Annotated in this window: 20 protein-coding genes and 1 riboswitch; of the genes, 5 read left to right on the top strand and 15 right to left on the bottom strand. The window is 68.8% G+C overall.

From position 1 onward, the window contains the following. Positions 1-142: 142 nt before the first annotated feature. From ACS5NL_RS14285 to ACS5NL_RS14275, 3 genes are read left to right on the top strand one after another with little or no spacing between them, the layout of a single operon-like run. Positions 143-2065 carry a PrkA family serine protein kinase gene (locus ACS5NL_RS14285; protein WP_439354527.1) on the top strand — a complete coding sequence of 641 codons (1923 nt, stop codon included), beginning with the start codon at positions 143-145 and terminating at the stop codon, positions 2063-2065. Positions 2066-2097: 32 nt separating this feature from the next. Continuing rightward, the gene (locus ACS5NL_RS14280; protein ID WP_439354526.1) at positions 2098-3375 is read left to right on the top strand and encodes a YeaH/YhbH family protein; all 1278 of its coding nucleotides are present in this window, start codon (positions 2098-2100) and stop codon (positions 3373-3375) included. Between the two features lie 22 nt (positions 3376-3397). Then, positions 3398-4942 carry a SpoVR family protein gene (locus tag ACS5NL_RS14275; RefSeq protein ID WP_439354525.1) on the top strand — a complete coding sequence of 515 codons (1545 nt, stop codon included), beginning with the start codon at positions 3398-3400 and terminating at the stop codon, positions 4940-4942. Here the strand turns inward: ACS5NL_RS14275 and ACS5NL_RS14270 are convergent. The 8 genes from ACS5NL_RS14270 to ACS5NL_RS14235 all read right to left on the bottom strand — a co-directional run bounded on the left by ACS5NL_RS14270 (position 4939) and on the right by ACS5NL_RS14235 (position 11472). After that, complete coding sequence (locus ACS5NL_RS14270) at positions 4939-5643, bottom strand: helix-turn-helix transcriptional regulator (protein WP_439354524.1); 705 nt, start codon at positions 5641-5643, stop codon at positions 4939-4941. The two genes, ACS5NL_RS14275 and ACS5NL_RS14270, sit on opposite strands and share 4 nt — an antisense overlap. Then, entirely contained in the window at positions 5604-6125 is a 522-nt protein-coding gene (locus ACS5NL_RS14265; RefSeq protein WP_439354523.1) for an EVE domain-containing protein, read from the bottom strand. The genes ACS5NL_RS14270 and ACS5NL_RS14265 overlap by 40 nt, the downstream gene beginning before the upstream one ends. Continuing rightward, positions 6122-6499, bottom strand: coding sequence for a VOC family protein (locus ACS5NL_RS14260; protein ID WP_439354522.1), 378 nt, complete (start codon positions 6497-6499; stop codon positions 6122-6124). Before ACS5NL_RS14260 ends, ACS5NL_RS14265 begins: the two co-directional genes overlap by 4 nt. A 109-nt stretch (positions 6500-6608) precedes the next feature. Further along, a complete protein-coding gene (gene glcF / locus ACS5NL_RS14255) occupies positions 6609-7838 on the bottom strand; it encodes a glycolate oxidase subunit GlcF (RefSeq protein ID WP_439354521.1) in 1230 nt (409 codons plus the stop codon). 3 nt (positions 7839-7841) lie between these two features. Beyond that, entirely contained in the window at positions 7842-8969 is a 1128-nt protein-coding gene (glcE, locus tag ACS5NL_RS14250; RefSeq protein ID WP_439354520.1) for a glycolate oxidase subunit GlcE, read from the bottom strand. 90 nt (positions 8970-9059) lie between these two features. Further along, positions 9060-9302, bottom strand: a complete 243-nt coding sequence (locus tag ACS5NL_RS14245; RefSeq protein WP_439354519.1) for a hypothetical protein — start codon at positions 9300-9302, stop codon at positions 9060-9062. A gap of 195 nt (positions 9303-9497) precedes the next feature. Continuing rightward, the gene (locus tag ACS5NL_RS14240) at positions 9498-11102 is read right to left on the bottom strand and encodes an ammonium transporter (RefSeq protein WP_439354518.1); all 1605 of its coding nucleotides are present in this window, start codon (positions 11100-11102) and stop codon (positions 9498-9500) included. 31 nt (positions 11103-11133) lie between these two features. After that, positions 11134-11472 carry a P-II family nitrogen regulator gene (locus ACS5NL_RS14235; protein ID WP_411366570.1) on the bottom strand — a complete coding sequence of 113 codons (339 nt, stop codon included), beginning with the start codon at positions 11470-11472 and terminating at the stop codon, positions 11134-11136. Between the two features lie 277 nt (positions 11473-11749). Here ACS5NL_RS14235 and ACS5NL_RS14230 point away from each other — a divergent pair, with 277 nt between their 5' ends. Further along, complete coding sequence (locus tag ACS5NL_RS14230) at positions 11750-13303, top strand: YifB family Mg chelatase-like AAA ATPase (protein WP_439354517.1); 1554 nt, start codon at positions 11750-11752, stop codon at positions 13301-13303. A 37-nt stretch (positions 13304-13340) separates the two neighbouring features. Here ACS5NL_RS14230 and ACS5NL_RS14225 read toward each other — a convergent pair whose 3' ends face one another. The 3 genes from ACS5NL_RS14225 to ACS5NL_RS14215 form a co-directional block, all read right to left on the bottom strand. Beyond that, the gene (locus tag ACS5NL_RS14225; protein ID WP_439354516.1) at positions 13341-14141 is read right to left on the bottom strand and encodes a zinc ribbon domain-containing protein; all 801 of its coding nucleotides are present in this window, start codon (positions 14139-14141) and stop codon (positions 13341-13343) included. 49 nt (positions 14142-14190) lie between these two features. Beyond that, positions 14191-16926 carry a methionine synthase gene (metH, locus tag ACS5NL_RS14220; RefSeq protein ID WP_439354515.1) on the bottom strand — a complete coding sequence of 912 codons (2736 nt, stop codon included), beginning with the start codon at positions 16924-16926 and terminating at the stop codon, positions 14191-14193. A 25-nt stretch (positions 16927-16951) separates the two neighbouring features. Continuing rightward, positions 16952-17057, bottom strand: a riboswitch (S-adenosyl-L-homocysteine riboswitch). Between the two features lie 8 nt (positions 17058-17065). Beyond that, positions 17066-17503, bottom strand: a complete 438-nt coding sequence (locus ACS5NL_RS14215) for a transcriptional regulator (protein ID WP_439354514.1) — start codon at positions 17501-17503, stop codon at positions 17066-17068. Positions 17504-17590: 87 nt separating this feature from the next. Here ACS5NL_RS14215 and ACS5NL_RS14210 point away from each other — a divergent pair, with 87 nt between their 5' ends. Beyond that, complete coding sequence (locus ACS5NL_RS14210) at positions 17591-18412, top strand: hypothetical protein (RefSeq protein ID WP_439354513.1); 822 nt, start codon at positions 17591-17593, stop codon at positions 18410-18412. On the opposite strand, the gene ACS5NL_RS14205 is transcribed toward ACS5NL_RS14210, so the two are convergent. From ACS5NL_RS14205 to ACS5NL_RS14190, 4 genes are read right to left on the bottom strand one after another with little or no spacing between them, the layout of a single operon-like run. After that, complete coding sequence (locus ACS5NL_RS14205; RefSeq protein WP_439354512.1) at positions 18387-19439, bottom strand: protein-glutamate methylesterase/protein-glutamine glutaminase; 1053 nt, start codon at positions 19437-19439, stop codon at positions 18387-18389. The two genes, ACS5NL_RS14210 and ACS5NL_RS14205, sit on opposite strands and share 26 nt — an antisense overlap. Positions 19440-19448: 9 nt before the next feature. Continuing rightward, positions 19449-19967 (bottom strand): chemotaxis protein CheD, encoded by a 519-nt coding sequence (locus ACS5NL_RS14200; protein WP_439354511.1) that lies wholly within the window; start codon positions 19965-19967, stop codon positions 19449-19451. Then, positions 19964-20776: a CheR family methyltransferase gene (locus ACS5NL_RS14195; RefSeq protein WP_439354510.1), complete on the bottom strand. Its 813-nt coding sequence runs from the start codon at positions 20774-20776 to the stop codon at positions 19964-19966. Before ACS5NL_RS14195 ends, ACS5NL_RS14200 begins: the two co-directional genes overlap by 4 nt. A 52-nt stretch (positions 20777-20828) precedes the next feature. Beyond that, a complete protein-coding gene (locus ACS5NL_RS14190) occupies positions 20829-21338 on the bottom strand; it encodes a chemotaxis protein CheW (RefSeq protein ID WP_439354509.1) in 510 nt (169 codons plus the stop codon). Between the last annotated feature and the right edge of the window lies 1 nt (position 21339).

Genomic DNA, 21339 nt, shown 5'->3' with positions numbered 1-21339 from the left:
CCGCACGGGGCTCTAGCCATGCGACCGGTTTTCTGTGAACCTGAGGGCTGCGTTGTGGTCCAACACGCAAATCGTCCCCGCTGCCCCTGGGCACGCACGAGAGCACCCAGGACCGCGAGGAGGCTTCACACAGGAGGTCGCCATGGATGTCGTCAGCAGCTTCAGTGCCCGCTTCGAACGCACCCGCGAGGAAGAGATGTCTCTGGAAGACTATCTCGCGGAATGCAAACGCAATCCGCTTGCCTTTGCCACGGTGGCCGAGCGCATGCTCAAGGCCATCGGCGAACCGCAGATGGTCGACACCCGCAACGACCCGCGCCTCTCGCGCCTGTTCGCCAACAAGATCATCAAGGTCTACCCGGCCTTCGCCGAGTTCTACGGCATGGAGGACTCGATCGAGCAGGTCGTGTCCTATTTCCGGCACGCCGCGCAGGGGCTGGAAGAAAAGAAGCAGATCCTCTATCTGCTGGGCCCGGTGGGCGGCGGCAAGAGCTCGATCGCCGAACGGCTCAAGCAGCTGATGGAGCTGGTGCCGTTCTACGCCATCAAGGGCTCGCCGGTGAACGAGTCGCCGCTGGGGCTGTTCGATCCGGTCGAGGACGCCGCCTTGCTGCAGGAGCAGTTCGGCATCCCGGCGCGCTACCTCAACCGCATCATGAGTCCCTGGGCCGTCAAGCGGCTGGAGGAGTTCGGCGGTGACATCCGGCGCTTCCGGGTCGTCAAGCGCCACCCCTCGGTGCTGCGGCAGATCGCGGTCAGCAAGACCGAGCCGGGCGACGAGAACAACCAGGACATCAGCTCGCTGGTCGGCAAGGTCGACATCCGCAAGCTCGAGACCTACGCGCAGGACGACCCCGACGCCTACAGCTACTCCGGCGGCCTGTGCCTGTCCAACCAAGGGCTGATGGAGTTCGTCGAGATGTTCAAGGCGCCGATCAAGGTGCTGCACCCGCTGCTGACGGCGACGCAGGAAGGCAACTTCAAGGGCACCGAAGGCTTCGGCGCGATCCCGTTCGACGGCGTCGTGCTCGCGCACAGCAACGAGAGCGAATGGAAGGCCTTCCGCAACAACAAGAACAACGAGGCCTTCCTCGACCGCATCTACATCGTCAAGGTGCCCTACTGCCTGCGCGTGTCCGAGGAGGTGAAGATCTACGAGAAGCTGATCCGCCACTCCTCGCTGGCGCAGGCCACCTGCGCACCGGGCACGCTCAAGATGATGGCGCAGTTCTCGGTGCTCACGCGCCTGAAGGAGCCGGAGAACTCCTCGCTGTTTTCCAAGATGCAGGTCTACGACGGCGAGAACCTCAAGGACACCGACCCGCGCGCCAAGAGCTACCAGGAGTACCGGGACTTCGCCGGCGTCGACGAGGGCATGAACGGGATCTCCACGCGCTTCGCGTTCAAGATCATCTCCAAGGTCTTCAACTTCGACTCCACCGAGGTTGCCGCCAACCCGGTGCACCTGATGTATGTGCTGGAGCAGCAGATCGAGCGCGAGCAGTTCGCCAAGGAGACCGAGGAGCGCTACACCAGCTTCATCAAGGAGCAGCTCTCACCGCGCTACGCCGAGTTCATCGGCAAGGAGATCCAGACCGCCTACCTGGAGAGCTACAGCGAGTACGGCCAGAACATCTTCGACCGCTACGTCACCTACGCCGACTACTGGATCCAGGACCACGAGTACCGCGACACCGACACCGGCGAGGTGTTCGACCGCCAGTCGCTCAACGCAGAGCTCGAGAAGATCGAGAAGCCCGCGGGCATCAGCAACCCCAAGGACTTCCGCAACGAGATCGTCAACTTCGTGCTGCGCGCCCGCGCCAACAACGCCGGCCACAACCCGCTGTGGACCAGCTACGAGAAGCTGCGCACGGTGATCGAGAAGAAGATGTTCTCCAACACCGAGGAGCTGCTGCCGGTGATCAGCTTCAACGCCAAGGCCAGCGCCGACGAGGCCAAGAAGCACGAGGACTTCGTCACCCGCATGGTCGCCAAGGGCTACACGCCCAAGCAGGTGCGCCTGCTGTGCGAGTGGTACCTGCGCGTGCGCAAGTCCAGCTGACACGGAACGGCGGTCGTCCGGAGGGAGCATCCATGCTGCATTCCATCATCGATCGGCGGCTGGCGGGCAAGAACAAATCCATCGGCAACCGGGAGCGCTTTCTCCGCCGCTACCGCGGGCAGATCGCCGACGCCGTGCGCCGGGCCGTCAGCGGGCGCGGCATCCGCGACCTCGAACGCGGGGAGGAGGTGCGCATCCCGCAGAAGGACCTGTCCGAACCGGTGTTCCGCCACGGCGAGGGTGGCCGGCGCGAGGTCGTGCACACCGGCAACCGCGAGTACCTGACGGGCGACCGCATCCAGCGGCCCCAGGGCGGCACCGGACAGGGCCGCGGCGGCCAGGCCAGCGACAGCGGCGAAGGCGAGGACGACTTCACCTTCGCCCTGAGCCGGGAGGAGTTCATGCAGGTGTTCTTCGACGACCTGGCGCTGCCCAACCTGGTCCGCACCCAGCTGGCACAGGTCCCGGAGTACAAGACCCGGCGCGCCGGTTTCACCAGCAGTGGCACGCCCAACAACCTGCACATCGTGCGCTCCATGCGCGGCGCCTACGGGCGGCGCATCGCCCTGGGCGGGGCCGTGCGGCGCCAGTGCGTCGAACTCGAGGAGCGTGCCGCCGAGTTGCGCCGGCTCGGCGACGACCCGGTGGCCCGCAGCGAACTGACCGAGCTCGAGGCGCGGCTGAAGGAGCTGCGCCGGCGCATCGAGCGCCTGCCCTACATCGACCCGATCGACCTCAAGTTCCGCAGCCATGTGCGGGTGCCGATTCCCAGCGCCCGCGCGGTGATGTTCTGCCTGATGGACGTCTCCGGCTCGATGGACGAGCAGCGCAAGGACCTGGCCAAGCGCTTCTTCGTGCTGCTCTACCTCTTCCTGACCCGGCACTACGACCGGATCGACCTGGTGTTCATCCGCCACCACACCCAGGCCCAGGAGGTCACCGAGGAGGAGTTCTTCCATGCCCGCGAGACCGGGGGCACGGTGGTCTCCAGCGCGCTGGAGCTGATGGACCGCATCGTGCGCGAGCGCTACAACCCGCAGGAGTGGAACATCTACGGCGCCCAGGCCAGCGACGGCGACAACTGGCAGAACGATTCGCCCAAGTGCACCGAACTGCTGAACGCGCGCCTGCTGCCGGCCTGCCGCTACTACGCCTACATCCAGGTCACCGACGAGGAACAGAACCTGTGGCAGGCCTACGAAGCGCTGGCCCAGGCGCACCCGAACTTCGCGCTGCGCAAGGTGTCCGCGGCGGCCGACATCTACCCGGTGTTCCGCGAACTGTTCCGCAAGGAAGGCGCGACGGCCTGAGCGCCGCACGGAGGGCCCGCCCATGACCACGCTGCAACAACCGCTGCCGATGCTGCCCCGTCCGTCGCAGCCCCTGCCCGACCCCAGCGACTGGACCTTCGAGCTGATCGACCGCTACCACGAGGTCATCGAGCGCACCGCGCGCCGCTTCGGCCTGGACACCTACGCCAACCAGCTGGAGGTCATCACGGCCGAACAGATGATGGACGCCTACGCCAGCGTCGGCATGCCGGTCAACTACCGCCACTGGCACTTCGGCAAGGAGTTCATCCTCACCGAGAAGAACTACAAGCGCGGCCACATGGGACTGGCCTACGAGATCGTCATCAACAGCGACCCCTGCATCGCCTACCTGATGGAGGAGAACACGATGGCGATGCAGGCCCTGGTGATCGCCCACGCGGCCTACGGCCACAACAGCTTCTTCAAGGGCAACTACCTGTTCCGCATGTGGACCGACGCCAGCGCCATCATCGACTACCTGGTCTATGCACGGAACTACATCACCGAGTGCGAGGAGCGGCACGGCATCGACGCGGTCGAGGAACTGCTGGACTCCTGCCACGCCCTGCAGAACCACGGCGTGGACCGCTACCGCCGGCCCAGCCGCAAGTCGCTGGCGCAGGAGCTGGCGGCGCGCAAGGACCGCGAGGCCTACGCCCAGCAGCAGGTCAACGAGCTGTGGCGCACGCTGCCACGGCGCGCCGGGGCCGAGGGCGACGCCCAGGCTATCAAGCGGTTCCCGACCGAGCCGGAAGAGAACCTGCTGTACTTCATCGAGAAGAACGCACCGCTGCTGGAGCCCTGGCAGCGCGAGGTGGTGCGCATCGTGCGCAAGATCGCGCAGTACTTCTATCCGCAGCGCCAGACCCAGGTCATGAACGAGGGCTGGGCCACCTTCTGGCACCACCGGCTGCTCGGCGAGATGTACGACAACGGCTTCCTGACCGACGGCGTGATGCTGGAGTGGATCAAGTCGCACACCAACGTGATCTTCCAGCCCGGCGTCGGCGACCGCCACTACAGCGGCCTCAACCCCTACGCCCTGGGCTTCGCGATGTACACCGACATCAAGCGCATCTGCGAGGCCCCCACCGACGAAGACCGGCTCTGGTTCCCCGACCTGGCCGGCACCCCCTGGCTGCCCGCGCTGGACCACGCCATGCGCAACTTCAAGGACGAGAGCTTCATCGGCCAGTACCTCAGCCCGAGGCTGATGCGCGAATTCCGGCTGTTCGCCCTGGTCGACGACGACACCCAGGACACGCTGGAGGTCAGCGCGATCCACGACGAGACGGGCTACCGGCGCGTGCGCGAATCGCTGGCGCGCCAGTACGACCTGGGTTCGCGCGAGCCCAACATCCAGGTCTGGGACGTCAACCTGCGCGGCGACCGCTCACTGACGCTGCGCCACACCCAGCACAACGACCGCCCCCTGCACGACAGCGCCGGCGAAGTGCTCAAGCACGTGGCGCGGCTGTGGGGTTTCGGCGTCCAGCTCGAAAGCGTCAACAGCCGGGGCGAGATCGGCCGCCGCCGCGAGGTGCCGGCGCTCGCGCTCGGCTAACTTCCGGGCGCAGCCGGCGCCGCGCAGCTTTCCTCGCGCCGCAGCAGGTCCGCCAGCGTCTTGCCGGACTCGTCGGAAAAACGCTGCTCCAGCATGCGCAGCGACTCGATGCGGTCCACGCGGAAACTGCGGAAATCCTGCCGCTGTTCGCACCAGGCCGCCAGCGTCCAGACCTTGCCCCAGAAGAAACAGCCCAGCGGGCGCACCTGGCGAACGCTGCGGTGATCCAGCGCGTCCCGGTACGCCAGCTCCACCAGGCGACGGTGTGTGCTGGCCTCGCGCAGCAGCTGCAGGGCGTTGCCCACGCCGGGCGGCAACCCCACCGGGGGCGCCATCATCGGCATGCGGTCCACCTCGGCCCGCGTGGCGGCCGGCAACACGGACAGCACCCGCGACATGGCGTCGCCGGCGGCCCGTGCCAGCGCCGGGTCCAGCCACTGCTGGGCGATGCGGGTGGCCACCGCCAGGGCGCGCGCCTCGTCCGCGGTGAACATCAGCGGCGGCAGTTCGAAGCCCCGGCCGAGCCGGTAGCCCACGCCCGCTTCGCCCTCGATCGGCACGCCCTGCAGCTGCAGGTCGGCCACATCGCGGTAGACCGTGCGCGGCGACACCTCCAGCCGACCGGCCAGCCAGGCCGCGGTGGACAGCCGGCGGCCACGGATCAGCTGAACAAGGGCAAAGAGTCGGTCGGCGCGGCGCATGGGTCGCCCATGGTAGCGAGCCCCAGCGCATCGGGGTCGGCCCGCATCGCCCGGGCGATCAGGAGCATGTCGCGGGACGGCACCTCGAACAGGCCGTAGCGGAACTTCTGCCCCCAGTGCTGGCGGTTCTCCACAAAGTCCAGTGCATCGAGCAGCGGCGCAATCGGTGCCGGCTCGGCGGCCACGTAACGCACGTCGCGCCGGAACGGCACGAAGCCGCCGCCCATGTCGGCCTGGTAGGGCTGGCCCGGCTGCACCACGCCCAGGCTCACGAAGCTCTGCAGCCGGTCCTTGCCGCCCATCGTGGTCGAGGGTGCGTAGTAGACAACCAGGTCGCCCGGCGCCAGCCGCCGCAGCGGCCCGCCCTTGCCGTGGCAGACCTGCATGAAGCCCACCGGCGCGTGGTCGCGGCCACGCTGCGCGTGGTCGGCGCAGGCCACCGCGATCCAGCACCGGGGTGTCGGGGCGGTGGCGGCGCTCATGCCAGTGCGTGGATGCCCACGCGGTTGCCTTCGCTGTCGATGATGTGCGCGAAGCAGCCCATGCCTTCGGGCAGGGTCACCTTGGGCAGCGCCACGCGGCCGCCCGCGGTTTCGACCCGAGACAGCCAGGGTTCGAGGGTCTCGCCGGCGTTGAGGTAGACCAGCGTGCCCTGGTCGGCCGGCCGCATGGCCGGGTTCTTGAACAGCGCGCCGCGCACATCGGTCTCGCGTTCGCCGGGGAAGACCGCCAGCTCCTGGCCGGGGCCGCCGAAGGCTTCGCGCTTGAGGGACTGGCGGGTCAGCGCCTCGTAGAAGCGCACGGCGCGGTCCATGTCGGCGACGGGGATCTCGAACCAGTTGAGGGCATGTGCCATGAGGGACTCCAGGAATGGGTTGAACAGAACCCGGAGTCTGCGGACCCCCTCCTGCCAGCGTGTTGTCAGCAGGCTGGCAGTGGTTGCAACAGGGTGGCGCGCCCGCCGTTCAGGCCAGCGCGTCGTCGAGCAGTTCGATCCAGTGTCGCACCGGCGTGGACGTGCCGCTCTGCAGGTGGGTGATGCAGCCGATGTTGGCGCTGGCGATCACCGCCGGCTGCAGCTCGTTCAGGTGACCGAGCTTGCGGTCGCGCAGCTGGTACGACAGCGTGGGATTGAGCACCGAATAGGTACCGGCCGAGCCGCAGCACAGGTGCGCCTCGTTCTTGGCCACCTGCACGCTGAAGCCCAGCGCAGCGAGATGCTGCTCCACGCCGCCCTTGAGCTTCTGCCCGTGCTGCAGGGTGCAGGGCGGGTGGAAGCCGATCAGCTTTCTGGCGTCCGGTTGCTGCGCCAGCTTCGGTTTCAGCACCGGCACCAGCGCGGGCAGCAGCTCGCTCAGGTCTTTCGTCAGCGCGCTGATGCGTGCGGCCTTGGCGGCGTAGGCGCTGTCGTGCTGCAGGATGTGTCCGTATTCCTTGACCGTCACGCCACAGCCGGAGGCGTTCATCACAATCGCCTCGGCGCCGGCCTCCACATGCGGCCACCAGGCGTCGATGTTGGCGCGCATCTGCGCGGTGCCGCCGTCCTGGTCGTTGAGGTGGAACTTCACCGCGCCGCAGCAGCCCGCCTCGGGGGCGACCACGGTCTGGATGCCGGCGGCGTCGAGCACGCGCGCGGTGGCGGTGTTGATGTTGGGCATCATGGCCGGCTGCACGCAGCCCGCGAGCATCAGCACCTTGCGCGCATGGGTCGCGGTCGGCCAGCGGCCGGCGTCCTGCTTCGCCGGCACCTTGTTTTTCAGCGTCTCGGGCAGCAGCTCGCGCACCAGCTGGCCCAGTTTCATGGCGGGGCCGAAGGCCGGCGAGGTGAGGCCTTCCTTGAGCAGCCAGCGCACGGCTTTTTCACCGGCCGGGCGCGGCACCTTGGCGTCCACCAGCTTGCGGCCGATGTCGACCAGGTGGCCGTAGTCCACGCCGCTGGGGCAGGTGCTCTCGCAGTTGCGGCAGGTCAGGCAGCGGTCCAGGTGCATCTGGGTGGCGCGCGTCGGCTCGGCGCCTTCGAGCACCTGCTTCATCAGGTAGATGCGGCCGCGCGGGCCGTCGAGTTCGTCACCCAGCAGCTGGTAGGTCGGGCAGGTGGCGGTGCAGAAGCCGCAGTGCACGCACTTGCGCAGGATCGCCTCGGCGGCCTGGCCGTCGAGGGTGTTCTGGTATTCGGGGGAGAGCTTGGTCTGCATGGCTTATCCCATCCGGCCCGGGTTGAAGAGGCCCTGCGGGTCGAAGGCCTCGCGCAGCCGTGTCGTGATGGTCTGCAGCGCCGGGCTTTCGACGTCGAAGCGGCGCACGCTGGGTGCGCCGTCGGTCCCGGCGCGGAACAGCGTGGCGTGGCCCTGCACCGCGGCCGCAGCGGCGCGGATCTGCGCGGCCGCCGAGGCGGGCGCCCACAACCAGCGCTGCGCGCCCTGCCACTCGATCAGCTGGGCGAACGGCAGGTCCAGCACCGGCGCGGTCTGCGGCAGCGACAGGCGCCACAGGCACAGCCCGGGCGACGGGGCATTGAAAAACGGCAGGCTCTGGTCGCGGCAGGCGGCCCAGTCCGGTCCGGCCTGGGCGTTGTCCATGCGCTGGCCACCGGCCTCGCGCGCCAGGCGCTCGCAGGCCGACGCCACCGCCGCGACGGCACCACGCAGGCGCAGGAACAGCAGTTCGGGCGCATCGGCCGCCGTGTCGTCCTTCACCCAGCAACTGGCGTTGATGGGCAGCGGCTGGCCACCCCAGCAGTGCAGCTGCTCCAGCGCGTCGTGCTGGCCCAGCCGGAACACCAGGGTCGCTTCGGCCGGCGCCACCGGCAGCACCTTGAGCGAGAGGTGGGTGATGACACCGAGGGTGCCCATGGAGCCGGCGAGCGCACGGCTGACGTCGTAGCCGGCCACGTTCTTCATGACCTGGCCGCCGAAGGTCAGCCACTCGCCCTGGCCGTTGATGAACTGGGCGCCCAGCACGTAGTCGCGCACGCCACCCACCGTGGCCCGCGCCGGCCCGGCCAGGCCCGCGGCGACCACACCGCCGATGGTGGCGCCGTCACCGAAGTGCGGCGGATCGAACGGCAGGTGCTGCCCCGTCCCGGCCAGCGCCGCCTCGACCTCGGCCAGCGGGGTGCCGGCGCGCACGGTGATCACCAGCTCGCTGGGTTCGTGGGCGACGATGCCGCTCCAGCTGCGCGTGTCCAGCGGCTGCCCGCCGGTTTTTTCACCGTAGAAGGCTTTGCTGTCACCGCCGCGGATGCGCAGCGGCGTGCGGGATGCGGCGGCCGACCGGACCTGCTCGATCAGGCCGGTCGGGACGTCGTTGGTGGGGCTGTCTTGCATGGCCGCCATGGTAGCGGCGGCCCCGCCGGGCGCTTTGAATTTTTTGCACGGCCGGCTGCAATCCGGGCTGCGGTCCGGCCCGCAGGACGTTCAGCGCGTGTGGCCCAGACAGGCGCCGGCATTGACCCGGCCCTGGCACTCGCGGCGCAGCCGCTTCTCCCGGGCCGCCGGGCTTTCGGACGACGGCGCGTCGATGAACCTGACCGAACCCGACGCGGCTTTCTGGCCGGTCCTGGCTTTGCTGGCTTGTGCGGCCTGGGCCAGGCCGGCGGTAGCCAGGACCAGCAGGATCAGCGCGACCCGCATCGGGCGTGTGCGTGTGTGGACAGACATGGATTCCTCCCCGGTGTGTGACGCCGCGGATGTTCGCCAGCGCGGGCGAGCCTGTCAGTGATCCATTCACCAAAACGAAAAAAGACCCGCGGCCTTGCGGCGCGCGGGTCGAACATCCAAAGGAGACTCTCGAAAACAGCGGCGTGGTTCGTGAATCGCGTCAGTGAATCACGCCGCGGGGGACCAGAAGTCCGGTCAGCGGTTGTAGGCGGTTTCGCCGTGCGAGCTGATGTCCAGACCTTCGCGTTCCTGCTCTTCGGTCACACGCAGGCCGATGGTCAGGTCGACGATCTTGTAGGCGATCAGCGAGACCACGCCGGACCACACGATGGTGATCAGCACGGCCTTGGCCTGCACCCAGACCTGGCTGGCGATGGAGTAGGCGTCGCCGGTGATCATGGCCACGGTGGTCCAGTCGGCGACGGCCGAGGGGCCGCCCAGGTTGGGGCTGTTGAACACGCCGGTCAGCAGGGCACCCAGGATGCCGCAGACACCGTGCACGCCGAACACGTCCAGCGAGTCGTCGGCGCCCAGGATCTTCTTCAGACCCGTCACACCCCACAGACCAGCGAAGCCAGCCAGCAGACCGATCACCAGGCCACCGACCACGCCGACGTTGCCGGCGGCGGGGGTGATGGCGACCAGGCCGGCGACGGCACCGGAGGCGGCACCCAGCATCGAAGCCTTGCCCTTGGCCAGGGCTTCACCCACGCACCAGGCCAGCACGGCGGCGGCGGTGGCGAAGAAGGTGTTGATGAAGGCCAGGGCGGCGAAGCCGTTGGCTTCCAGAGCGGAACCGGCGTTGAAACCGAACCAGCCCACCCACAGCAGCGAGGCGCCGACCATGGTCAGGGTCAGGCTGTGCGGGGCCATGGCTTCCTTGCCGTAGCCGATGCGCTTGCCGACCATGAAGGCACCGACGATACCGGCGACGGCGGCGTTGATGTGCACCACGGTACCGCCAGCGAAGTCCAGCGCACCCATCTGCCAGATGTAGCCGGCCTTGCCGTTCATGGCGTCGACCACTTCCTTGCCGGTGTAGGCGTCAGGACCCATCCAGAACCAGACCATGTGGGCGATCGGGGCGTAGGAGAAGGTGAACCAGATCGCGCAGAACAGCAGCACGGCGCTGAACTTCATGCGCTCGGCGAACGAGCCCACGATCAGGGTGCAGGTGATGCCGGCGAAGGTGGCCTGGAAGGCGGCGAACACGATCTCGTACATCGGCGTGTTCTTGCTGAAGGTCGCGCCGTTGGCGAAGGTGCCGGCGGCGTTGTCCCAGACGCCCTTCATGAACAGGCGGTCGAAACCACCGATGAAGGCGTTGCCCTCGGTGAAGGCCAGGCTGTAGCCGTAGACGGCCCACAGCACGACGATCAGCGAGAAGGTCACCATCACCTGCATCAGCACCGACAGCATGTTCTTGCTGCGGACCAGGCCGCCATAGAACAGCGCCAGGCCAGGCACGGTCATCAGGATGACCAGCAGGGTCGCGACAAACATCCAGGCGGTATCGCCCTTGTTCGGAGACGGTGCGGGAGCGGCAGCGGCCTCGGCGGGCTTGGCTTCTTCCGCAGGCTTGGCAGCGTCAGCCGGTGCAGCGGCCGCTTCGGCCGGCTTGGCGGCGTCGGCAGCGGGCGCCGCAGCAGGAGCGTCGGCGGGCTTGGCAGCCTCGGCCGGCGCGGCGGCAGCCGCCGCGGCGGGCGCTTCGGCCGGCTTGGGGGCGTCTTCGGCCATGGCGCTGAAGGCGCCGAAGGTCAGGCCTGCACCCAGCAGCAGGGTGGCGAGTAGCTTTTTCATGTTGGTGCTCTTTCTGATTCGGGTGCTGGGATCAGAGGGCTTCCTTGCCGGTCTCGCCGGTGCGGATGCGAACCACCTGTTCGAGGGAGGTGACGAAGATCTTCCCGTCGCCGATCTTTCCGGTGCGCGCGGCACCTTCGATGGCTTCGATCACGCGGTCGACCAGGCTGTCGTCGACCGCGGCTTCGATCTTGACCTTGGGCAGGAAGTCGACGACGTATTCGGCGCCGCGATAGAGCTCGGTGTGGCCCTTCTGGCGTCCGAAGCCCTTGACTTCGGTGACGGTGATGCCCTGCACGCCCATGCCGGAGAGCGCCTCGCGCACCTCGTCCAGCTTGAACGGCTTGATGATGGCGGAAACCATTTTCATGCTGTGTTACCTCTTCTTCGGTGGGATGGTGCCGGGCGGCAAGGCCTGGAGACACCACGGTTTGATGCAATCGCTGACAGGTCAATGCACGGACCGTGCCAGCCGGCCCCTCCCCTCGGTCTTCCGCATGGTTTACAGAGGGATACATCCCCCCGGGAGGGGCTGCGGTACGCCCCACCCCATGCCATGATTTCCGCGCGCCGGCCATCAGGCCGCACCAAACATGTGCACGGCGACCCGCAACCGGTCGCGCACCGAAACAGGGAGGAATGAGCAAATGGGTTTGTCATTGGTGCACAGCCGCGCGCTGATCGGGCTCGAAGCCCGGCCGGTGCAGGTCGAAGTCCATCTGGCCAACGGCCTGCCCAGCTTCACGCTGGTCGGCCTGGTCGACACCGAAGTCAAGGAAGCGCGCGAGCGCGTGCGATCAGCGATCGCCAACGCAGGGCTCGAATTCCCGAGCAACAAGCGCATCACCGTCAATCTCGCGCCGGCCGACCTGCCCAAGGACTCCGGTCGTTTCGACCTGCCGATCGCGCTGGGCATCCTAGCTGCGGCGGGCCAGATCGACAGCGCGAAGCTGGTCGGCTGGGAATTCGCGGGGGAGCTGTCGCTGGGCGGCGAGCTGCGGCCGGTGCGCGGCGCGCTGGCGATGAGCCTGGCGCTGCACCGCGGCGGTGAATCGGGCCGGCCCACCCGGCTGGTGCTGCCGCCGGGCAGTGCCGAAGAGGCCGCGCTGGTGCCGCAGGCCCAGGTGTTCCGCGCCCGCCACCTGCTGGACGTGGTCGCGCAGTTCCTGCCCGACGGGGCCAACGGCGCACCCGAGACCGTACCGGACGAAGCGGCCTGGGCGCGCCTGTCGCCGACGCCGCCCGGCTCGCGCGAAACCTACTCCGACCTGGCCGACGTCAAGGGGCAGGCGGCGGCACGGCGCGCGCTGGAGATTGCGGCCGCCGGGGGGCATTCCATCTTGATGCTTGGCCCGCCAGGTTCGGGCAAGAGCATGCTGGCCCAGCGCTTTGCCGGCCTGCTGCCGGCCATGGACACCGACGAGGCGCTGGAGTCGGCAGCCGTGGCCTCGCTGGCCGGCCGCTTCCATCCGGACCGCTGGGGTCTGCGCCCGACCTGCGCGCCGCACCACAGCGCCAGCGCGGTCGCGCTGGTCGGTGGTGGCTCACCGCCGAAACCTGGCGAAATTTCACTCGCGCACCACGGTGTGCTGTTTCTCGACGAGCTGCCAGAGTTCCCGCGCGCCGCGCTCGAAGCCCTGCGCGAACCGCTGGAGAGTGGCCACATCCGCATCTCGCGCGCGGCGATGCAAAGCGAATTTCCCGCACGGTTTCAGCTGGTGGCCGCGATGAATCCATGTCCCTGCGGCTTTCTCGGCCACCCGACCCAGCCCTGCCGCGACACGCCCGACCAGATCGCCCGCTACCAGGGGCGCCTGAGCGGCCCGCTGCTGGACCGCATCGACCTGCATGTGGAGGTACCCGCCCTGCCCGCCGACGAACTGCTCAAGCGTGGCGCCGGCGAAGCGAGTGCCACGGTGCGCGAGCGCGTGGTGGCGGCGCGTGCGCGCGCGCAGGCGCGCCAGGGCCACATCAACCAGAAGCTCTCGGGCCAGTCGCTGGACGAACATGCGCAGGTCGAACCGGCGGCCCTGAAGTTCCTGCAGACCGCCGCCGCGCGGCTGGGCTGGAGCGCGCGCAGCACGCACCGCGCCCTGCGCGTGGCGCGCACGATTGCCGACCTCGCGGGCAGTGAGTCGGTGGGCGTGGCGCAGATCGCCGAAGCGGTGCAGTACCGGCGGGCACTGCGGGCCGCGGGCTAGGTTTCGCGCGCCGGCTGTGGGCCTGAGCGGGGCGTGGTCAGCGGCGCTCGGCTTCCTGGCGCCGGGTCTCTTCCATCTGGCGGAAACGCACGCAGACCGGGTCGCTCGCGTAGCCCGGCTTGCCGCACTCGCGCATGCGGCAGAAATCGCGCGCGAACACGTTGCTGCTGCCCGCACACAGCTGGTCGACCGAGGGCGCGGCGGTCGGCGCCGGTGCCGCGGCCGGTGCGTTGGCCTGGGCAACGGCGGCGGGCGTGGCGGAAGCCGGGCTGGCGGCGGCGGCCAATGCGTCGGTGCGGCGGCGGGCTTCGTCGGCGCGTTGTTTCTCCTGGGCGACTTTCAGGCGTTGCTGTTCCAGCACCGCCGCGCGGGCACGGTCCTGGCGCTCCAGCATCTCGACCGACTGGTGCAGGCGGTCGACCGCGGCGGCCGACTCCGGTTCGGCGTTCGCGCTACCGCCAACGGGAGGATCCACCGGGCTGGCGGCGGGCACGGCCGTCAGCGGCTGCAGCGGTGCGTTCGCGGCGGCCGGTCCTCCCGCAGCAGCAGGGGCCGACACCGCAGGCCGGGCCGCGGCCTGGGCCGGCGCCGGGCTTTGCTGGCGCGCCCCGAGCCACCAGCCGACGCCCAGGGCCAGCACCGCACCCACGATGGCGGCGGTCCAGCGCGAGCGGGACGGGCTGCTGGCCGCACGTGCGGCCGCGGCCCGGCGCCGCCGCTCCCGCGGGTCCGCGGACGGATCGGCTTCGCCCGGCCGCTCCAGCGGTCGTGCGCATCCCCGGCAGAACCGGGCCTTGTCCCGGTTTTCCGCGCCACAGGACGGACACACAAGCGCCATGGATGCAGTGTTCAAGCAGGAGGGGAAAAGGGTTTTAGCACAACCCCTGTCAGAGACTGGGCCCCAGCCAGCGCCGCAGTTCGGACGCCTCGACACCGCTGCGCGCCGCCAGATCCTGCACCTGGTCGTCGCCGATCCTGCCGACGTTGAAGTAGGTGCTGTCCGGGTGCGCGAGATAGAAGCCGCTGACGCTGGCGGCCGGCGTCATGGCCAGGCTGTCGGTCAGCGCCATGCCAATCTCGTCGGCCTGCAGCAGCGCGAACATGGCGCGCTTGACCGAGTGGTCCGGGCAGGCCGGGTAGCCCGGCGCCGGGCGGATGCCCTGGTACTTCTCTTTGATCAGGTCTTCACCGGACAGCGCTTCGCCCGCCGCGTAGCCCCAGAGGTCGGTGCGCACGCGGTGGTGCATGCATTCGGCCATCGCCTCGGCCAGCCGGTCGGCCAGGGCCTTGAACAGGATCGCGCTGTAGTCGTCGTGCGCGGCCAGGAACTGCTGTTCCTTCTTCTCGGCGCCGACACCGGCCGTCACCGCGAACAGGCCCACGTAGTCGGCCGTGCCCGCCGGCGCCACGAAGTCGGCCAGGCAACGGCTGGGGCGCATGACGCCGTCAATCTCCTGCTTCTCGGTCTGCTGGCGCAGGCCGTGCCAGGTCAGCACCGGCTGCTGGCGCGCTTCGTCGGCGTAGAGCGCGATGTCGTCCGCGTTCACGCGGTTGGCCGGGTAGAGGCCGATCACCGCGTTCGCCGTCAGCCAGCGGCCGTCGACGATCTTCTTGAGCATGGCCTGCGCGTCGGCGAACACCTTGCGCGCCTGCTCACCGACCACCTCATCGTCGAGGATCGCCGGGTACGGGCCGGCCAGGTCCCAGGTCTGGAAGAACGGGCCCCAGTCGATGTACTTCGCGGCCTCGGCCAGATCGAAGTTCTTGAACACGCGGCGGCCAATGAAGCGGGGCGCGACCGGCGCGTGGGCAGTGAAGTCGACCGGTGTCGCATTGGCGCGGGCCTGGGCCAGCGGCCACAGCGGCACCTGCTTCTTGCTGGCGTGCTGCTGGCGCACCTTCTCGTAGTCGGCGTTGAGCTCGGCCAGGTACTGCACGCGGCCGTCGCCGATCAGGCCCTGCGCCACGCTCACGCTGCGCGAGGCGTCGGGCACGTAGACCACCGGTCCGGCGTAGTGCGGCGAGATCTTCACCGCCGTGTGCACCCGGCTGGTGGTCGCGCCGCCGATCAGCAGCGGAATGCCCTTCTCGCGGAAATGCGGGTCCTTCTGCATCTCGGCCGCCACCACCTGCATCTCTTCCAGGCTGGGCGTGATCAGGCCCGACAGACCCACGATGTCGGCGCCCTCTTCCTTGGCCTTCTTCAGGATGTCCTGCCAGGGCACCATCACGCCCATGTTCACGACCTCGAAGTTGTTGCACTGCAGGACCACCGTCACGATGTTCTTGCCGATGTCGTGCACGTCGCCCTTGACGGTCGCGATCACGATCTTGCCCTTGCTCTTCACGTCGCCGCCGGCCGCTTCGAGCTGGCGCTTTTCTTCCTCGATGTAGGGCAGCAGGTGGGCCACGGCCTGCTTCATCACGCGCGCGCTTTTCACCACCTGGGGCAGGAACATCTTGCCGGCGCCGAACAGGTCGCCGACCACGTTCATGCCGTCCATCAGCGGGCCTTCGATCACGTGCAGCGGGCGGCCGCCGGTGGCCTGGATCTCCTGCCACATCTCTTCGGTGTCTTCGCTGATGAACTCGTTCATGCCGCGCACCAGCGCGTGCGAGAGGCGCTCGCGGATCGGCAGCGCGCGCCATTCGTTCTTCTTGCTGTCGTCCTTGGCCGCACCCTTGGCGCTCTCGGCCACTTCCACCAGGCGCTCGCCGGCGTCCGGGCGGCGGTTGAGCACCACGTCTTCCACCCGCGCGCGCAGCTCGGGTTCGATCTCGTCGTAGACGCCGACCATGCCGGCGTTGACGATGCCCATGTCCATGCCCGCCTGGATGGCGTGGTACAGGAACACGGTGTGGATGGCCTCGCGCACCGGGTCGTTGCCACGGAAGCTGAACGACACGTTGGACACGCCGCCACTGACCTTGGCGCCCGGCAGGTGCTGCTTGATCCAGCGCGTGGCCTCGATGAAGTCGACCGCGTAGTTGTTGTGCTCTTCGATGCCGGTGGCGATGGCGAAGATGTTGGGGTCGAAGATGATGTCTTCGGGCGGGAAGCCCACTTCGTCGACCAGCACGCGGTAGGCGCGCTCGCAGATCTCGATCTTGCGTTCGTAGGTGTCGGCCTGGCCTTTTTCATCGAAGGCCATGACCACGGCGGCCGCGCCGTAGCGCTTGACCAGACCCGCCTGGCGCTTGAACTCGGCCACGCCCTCCTTCATCGAGATCGAGTTGACGATGCCCTTGCCCTGGATGCACTGCAGGCCGGCCTCGATCACGCTCCACTTCGAAGAGTCGATCATGATCGGCACGCGCGCGATGTCGGGCTCGCCCGCGATCAGGTTCAGGAAACGCACCATGGCGGCCTGGCTGTCGAGCATGGCCTCGTCCATGTTGATGTCGATCACCTGCGCACCGTTCTCGACCTGCTGGCGGGCCACGGCCAGCGCGTCCTCGTAGCGGCCTTCGAGGACCATGCGCGCGAACACCTTGGAACCCGTCACGTTGGTGCGCTCGCCGACGTTGACGAACAGGCTGCCCTCGCCGATGCGCAGCGGCTCCAGGCCGGACAGCAGCATGGGAGGAACGGAGACGGGGGTGGAGGCAGGAACTGCAGACATGGGGCTCACCAGGGTTGCGGACAGAAACTGGTGAGCGCCGTTGGAACCGGCCAGGCCGGCAGGGCGGTGGCCGCCCCTTGCCCCAAGCCTGACGCCGGTCGGAAACCGGCGCTGCAGCGCTCCTTGAGGGAGCGCAATTTTAGCGGCTGGCCTTGGCTTTCGCCGGGCGCTCGGCGCCGGCGGGTTCGGCCTGGTGCACCTTGGCAAAGGTCAGGATGACCTCGCGCACGATCTTGCGCTGCGGCGCCGGCAGGGAAAGGAATGCGTCGAAGGTTTCGCGCTCCACATGGCCGACCCCTTCGTCCCAGCGCTGGCGCCGCTCCTGCACCTGATGACGGACCGCCACCCCGAACCGCAGCACCTCCGGCTCCACCCCCAGCCAGTCGGCCAGCACCAGTAGCTTGTCCTGCGACGGGATCGCCTCGCCGCGCAACCAGCGCCGCACCCCCTGCAGCGTGACCGAGCGCCCCCAGTAGCGGGTGTTGAACTCGCGTTCGAGCACCACCGGGCGCAGCGGATAGCCGGCGCTCGTCATGGCGTCACGCAGGCGCCGGCCAAATTCGGTCTTTTCATCCATGAACACGAAGTTAAGTGTGGATTCTCCCTTGATTACACTTTTTGTTCTTTTCAGAATAAACTTTTTGTTCAATTCAGGGAGCAAGAAATGAACCGATCCATGTTGAACCGGCTGCCGGACATCGTCGCGCTGGCACGCCAGCGCGCCCGCGAGCTGTGGACCCACTCCACCCAGACCCGGACCTCGCACCGCCGCCCGGCCTGGTCCGTGGCCCGGCTGGCGGCCGAGACGGACGCCGGACACCGGGTGTCGCTGCTGTGCGGCGACGACCTCTCGGTGATGTCCGGCCTGTTGTCGGGCCAGGCGCAGGACGGCCCGCTGGCGGGCCGGGTGTCGCTGGTCTGGCTCTCGGACTGCGCGGCCCCTCCGCCGGACAGCCTGAACACCCCCACCAGCTCGATGCAGGCCCGCGTGCGCCGGCTGATCGAACTCTCCACCCGGCTGTTCCTCGCCCGCGACCTGCTCGTCGAACAGGGTGCCCTGGTCGTCACGGCGGACACCGACCCGGACCGTTGCGCCGAACGGCTGCTGGGCGCGGTGTTCGGTCACACCCGGGCGCTGCCCCCCGGCAAGAACCCCCCTTCGAGCGCACGCGCCTACCTCGCCGGCACGGCGGTGCCGAAGAACCTGTCTGTCGGGTCGGGGCCGACGCTGCTGGGTGACCTGGTCCGCGCGTGCACCGGCCGCGACGACCACGTGCTGGTGATGGGCGCCCAGCCGGCCTGCGCGGTCTGGGTCGCGTCCCTGGAACGGCGCTGGGTGCTGGCGCAGTCCCAGCCGCTGACCTTTTCCGTGCTGCGCGAACACATCATTGCCCGGCAGCTGGACCTGGCCCAGCGCCGGCTCACCAGCGAATCGCCGCGCGAATGGGCCGGCGGCCCCCTCAGCCCCGCGCGTCGAACGCCGTGATCGCGCGCGCCACCTGGCCGATCGGCAGCACGTCGTCGACCGCGCCCAGCGCCACCGCTTCCTTGGGCATGCCGTAGACCACGCAGCTGGCCTCGTCCTGCGCCAGCGTGCGGGCGCCCAGGTCGTGCAGCAGCTTCATGCCGCGCGCGCCGTCGTCCCCCATGCCGGTGAGGATAATCGCCAGCGCGTCGCGTCCGGCGCAATCGGCGGCCGAGCGGAACAGCACGTCCACCGAGGGCTTGTGGCGGTTGACCGGCGGACCGTCGGCGACCGCCACGAAGTACTGGCCGGCGTTCTTGCGCAGCTGCATGTGGCGCCCGCCCGGCGCGATCAGCACCACGCCGCGTTCGAGCCGGTCGCCGTCGCGCGCCTCGCGCACCTGCACCGCGCACAGGCCGTCCAGCCGCTGCGCGTACATCGCCGTGAATTTTTCGGGCATGTGCAGCACGATCGCCATGCCCGGGCTGTCGCCAGGCAATGCGACCAGCACCGATTCGATGGCCTGCGTGCCGCCGGTGGAGGCACCGAGCACGATGGGCTTGTTGACCGAGAGCGCGTGCAGGCCGGCCAGCGGCGGACGGGACGCCGCGGCCTGCGGGCGCTCGGCGGGCGCCGTCGCGCGGCGGGGGTGCGAGCGGGCCGCGGTCTTGAGCGTCTGCAGCAACTCGCGGCGCGATTCTTCGAGGAACTGCTTGAGCCCCAGCCGCGGCTTGGCCACCACCGCCACGGCGCCGGCTGCCAGCGCGTCCAGCGCCATGCGGCTGCCGTCGGTGGTGAGCGTCGAGCAGATCACGGTCGGGATCGGCGACTCCTCCATGATCTGGCGCAGGAAGGTCAGGCCGTCCATGCCGGGCATCTCGATGTCCAGCAGCAGCACGTCGGGCCGGTTCTTGCGGATCGCGGGACCGGCGATCAGCGGGTTGGGCGCGCTGCCCACGAGTTCGATGGCGGGATCGTCCTTGATCAGGTGCATCAGGGTCTGCCGCACCACCGCCGAGTCGTCCACCACATAGACTTTGATGCTCATGAGTCGCTTTCAGACCGGCACCTGGCGGACCTCGGGCGCGTCCGCACCCACCGTCCAGCGCAGCCGCCGGTACACCTTCCCACCCAGGTCCTGTCCCACCACGCGCACACCGTGTTCGCGCAGCGTGCTCAGCGTCCACAGGGCATTCGCCTCGCCGACATGCGGCTGGGTGATCAGGCCCGGAAACATGTTGCCACCGCCGTACACATAGGCCTCGCACAAGCGCAGGCTGATGCCGCGCGCCAGCAGCAGCCGGTCCATCGCCTCGATCGCCACCGAGCCGTAGGAGGTGCTGGATTTCTCGTGCGAGAGCGGCGGCTTGCTGTGCACGATGTGGCACATCACGCCGATGGTGCGCCGCGGGTCGGTGAGGATGATGGCCACACAGGACCCGAGCAGGGTGTGGAGCACCTCGCCCCGCTCGGCGCAGGCGACGTCGCCCGGATGCAGGGTGCGCACCAGGTCGGGCGGCGGCCGCGTCATCGGCACGGTCAGCGTGCTCACCGGTTGCGTGGCGGCGAATTTCATGCGTTCAGCTTGCGAAAGGCACCCGGCGCCATGGCCTGCAGCGGTGTCTGGCAAGGCACCCGTCCCTCGGCGGTACCGATGAAGAACAGGCCGCCCGGGCGCAGGTGCGTCAGCACGCGGTCGACCACCGCGCTCTTGGTGGGCGGGTCGAAATAGATCAGCACATTGCGCAGGAACACCACGTCGAAAGGCCCCAGGCCGGTGATCGGCTGGCACAGGTTGACCTGGCCGAAACGCACATGCTCGCGCAGCTTGTCCTTGATCTGGACCAGGCCCTCGGCATCGCCCTCGCCGCGCAGGCAGTGGCGCTTGAGGCGCTCCGGCGACACATGGCGCAACCGGTCTTCGGGGTAGATGCCCTGGGTCGCGCTGCGCAGCACGCGGTCGCTGATGTCGGTGCCCAGGATGTTCCAGTCCGCGCCCACATGGCCCCTGGCCTGCAGGTCGGCCAGCAGCATGGCGGTGCTGTAGGCCTCGTCGCCGAACGAAGAGGCCGCGCTCCAGACCGCCAGCGATGGCGGCCGGGTCGCGACCAGCTCGCGCTCCAGCAGGTCAAAGTGCGCCTGCTCGCGGAAGAAGTAGGTCTCGTTGGTGGTCAGCAGGTCGATCGCGACCTGCAGTTCGCCCTGGTCGTCGTTGCTGGTGATCAGGGCGGCGTAGGCGGCGTAGCCCGTCAGGCCCAGGCGCTGGATGCGCGGCGCCAGGCGCGACGACACCAGCGGGCGCTTGGACTCGGAGAACGACAGGCCGCAGACCTCGTACATCAGGCCCGTGATCTGGCGGTAGCTGCGATCGCACAACGGGGTCATGGACGTGCCTTTGCCCTGCGGACGGCGGCGCGCGCTGGCTGGCGGACGGGGCTCATGCCGCCTCCGTCTGCTGGGCGGCTTCGCAGAGTTGCGCCATCTCGTTGATGTCGAAGGCCTTGTCCGGGTCCAGGATGATGACGAAGCGCTCGGCGAGCTTGCCCATGCCCTGGATGAAATCGCGCCGCACGGCGGAGCCGAAGCTCGGCGGCGGCTCGATCTGGCCGGCCGGGATCTCGATCACCTCGCTGACCGCGTCGACCAGCAGACCGAGCTCGACCCGTTCGCCCTCGCGCACCGCGTCGAAGATGACGATGCAGGTCTTCTTGCCGATCTGTGCGGCCGCGTGGCCGAAACGCGCGTGCAGGTCGATCACCGGCACCACGGCGCCGCGCAGGTTGATCACGCCGCGCACGAAGCCGGGCATGAGCGGCACGGTGGTCATGGGGCCGACCTGGATGATTTCGCGCACGGTGCGGATGTCCATCGCAAAGACCTCCTTGCCGAGCAGGAAGGTCAGGAACTGGGCAGCGCCTTCGGCGGCCTCGGTGCTCTGGGTGGCCATG

Origin of the sequence: Hydrogenophaga sedimenti (assembly GCF_051857515.1) — a bacterium.
Classification (GTDB): Bacteria; Pseudomonadota; Gammaproteobacteria; order Burkholderiales; family Burkholderiaceae_C; genus Hydrogenophaga.
The sequence above is the reverse complement of the archived record's forward strand: the minus strand, read 5'-3'. Positions and strand labels throughout refer to the sequence as shown.

Bases quoted from the DNA above. Each gene is read 5' to 3' on its own strand.
- ACS5NL_RS14285 (WP_439354527.1), top strand. From the start codon at position 143: ATGGATGTCGTCAGCAGCTTCAGTGCCCGCTTCGAACGCACCCGCGAG.
- ACS5NL_RS14280 (WP_439354526.1), top strand. From the start codon at position 2,098: ATGCTGCATTCCATCATCGATCGGCGGCTGGCGGGCAAGAACAAATCC.
- ACS5NL_RS14275 (WP_439354525.1), top strand. From the start codon at position 3,398: ATGACCACGCTGCAACAACCGCTGCCGATGCTGCCCCGTCCGTCGCAG.
- ACS5NL_RS14270 (WP_439354524.1), bottom strand. From the start codon at position 5,643: ATGCGCCGCGCCGACCGACTCTTTGCCCTTGTTCAGCTGATCCGTGGC.
- ACS5NL_RS14265 (WP_439354523.1), bottom strand. From the start codon at position 6,125: ATGAGCGCCGCCACCGCCCCGACACCCCGGTGCTGGATCGCGGTGGCC.
- ACS5NL_RS14260 (WP_439354522.1), bottom strand. From the start codon at position 6,499: ATGGCACATGCCCTCAACTGGTTCGAGATCCCCGTCGCCGACATGGAC.
- glcF (WP_439354521.1), bottom strand. From the start codon at position 7,838: ATGCAGACCAAGCTCTCCCCCGAATACCAGAACACCCTCGACGGCCAG.
- glcE (WP_439354520.1), bottom strand. From the start codon at position 8,969: ATGCAAGACAGCCCCACCAACGACGTCCCGACCGGCCTGATCGAGCAG.
- ACS5NL_RS14245 (WP_439354519.1), bottom strand. From the start codon at position 9,302: ATGTCTGTCCACACACGCACACGCCCGATGCGGGTCGCGCTGATCCTG.
- ACS5NL_RS14240 (WP_439354518.1), bottom strand. From the start codon at position 11,102: ATGAAAAAGCTACTCGCCACCCTGCTGCTGGGTGCAGGCCTGACCTTC.
- ACS5NL_RS14235 (WP_411366570.1), bottom strand. From the start codon at position 11,472: ATGAAAATGGTTTCCGCCATCATCAAGCCGTTCAAGCTGGACGAGGTG.
- ACS5NL_RS14230 (WP_439354517.1), top strand. From the start codon at position 11,750: ATGGGTTTGTCATTGGTGCACAGCCGCGCGCTGATCGGGCTCGAAGCC.
- ACS5NL_RS14225 (WP_439354516.1), bottom strand. From the start codon at position 14,141: ATGGCGCTTGTGTGTCCGTCCTGTGGCGCGGAAAACCGGGACAAGGCC.
- metH (WP_439354515.1), bottom strand. From the start codon at position 16,926: ATGTCTGCAGTTCCTGCCTCCACCCCCGTCTCCGTTCCTCCCATGCTG.
- ACS5NL_RS14215 (WP_439354514.1), bottom strand. From the start codon at position 17,503: ATGGATGAAAAGACCGAATTTGGCCGGCGCCTGCGTGACGCCATGACG.
- ACS5NL_RS14210 (WP_439354513.1), top strand. From the start codon at position 17,591: ATGAACCGATCCATGTTGAACCGGCTGCCGGACATCGTCGCGCTGGCA.
- ACS5NL_RS14205 (WP_439354512.1), bottom strand. From the start codon at position 19,439: ATGAGCATCAAAGTCTATGTGGTGGACGACTCGGCGGTGGTGCGGCAG.
- ACS5NL_RS14200 (WP_439354511.1), bottom strand. From the start codon at position 19,967: ATGAAATTCGCCGCCACGCAACCGGTGAGCACGCTGACCGTGCCGATG.
- ACS5NL_RS14195 (WP_439354510.1), bottom strand. From the start codon at position 20,776: ATGACCCCGTTGTGCGATCGCAGCTACCGCCAGATCACGGGCCTGATG.
- ACS5NL_RS14190 (WP_439354509.1), bottom strand. From the start codon at position 21,338: ATGGCCACCCAGAGCACCGAGGCCGCCGAAGGCGCTGCCCAGTTCCTG.